The 503-nt window shown below is 62.8% G+C and carries 1 protein-coding gene; it reads right to left on the bottom strand.

The window, feature by feature from the left end; genetic code table 11:
* The coding region (locus tag ACCC94_RS30055) for an HTH domain-containing protein (protein WP_413353219.1) at positions 1-350 on the bottom strand (350 nt) is incomplete at its 3' end.
* Positions 351-503: the final 153 nt, after the last annotated feature.

Here is a 503-nt window from a genome sequence, read left to right as displayed (position 1 = left end):
CCCCCCCCCGCCCCCCGCCGCCCCCGCCCGGCAGTCTGCCGCTCCCCCAGAATGGCGAAGGGCGCCACGGCACCGGCCGAGAGACGTCGCAGCACCTCGGCATTGGTTGAGTCGATCGAAAACAGGACATCGAGAGGCCACGGTCCGGCTTCGGACCTGGACGAGATGATGCTCAGAGGCTCTTCCAGCCGATAACCACGGCCGCGCACTCGCTGCACCAGCATGCCGTAGTCACGCTCGAAGCCCTCAAGGCGCTTCCAGACGGCGCTGCGACTTACTCCGAGCAGAGCACCCAGCTCTTCTCCAGAATGAAAGCGGCCATCGCTCAGCAATTTCAGCAAGGTCTGCATATCACCCCCGCAACAGTCAGGCACGCATCATATAGAGGCATGCCTGAATTGCCTATGCGGCTATACCCCGACTTTCCGCGCGCAAAAGCAAAACCCCCGGCCAGCGAAGCTGACCAGGGGTCTTGGGATAGGAGCTTGACGATGACCTACTCT

The organism is Pseudomonas sp. Pseusp97 (genome assembly GCF_047304025.1).
Taxonomy (GTDB): domain Bacteria; phylum Pseudomonadota; class Gammaproteobacteria; order Pseudomonadales; family Pseudomonadaceae; genus Pseudomonas.
Note: the sequence above shows the minus strand (reverse complement) of the source record. Positions and strands in the feature narration are given on the sequence as shown.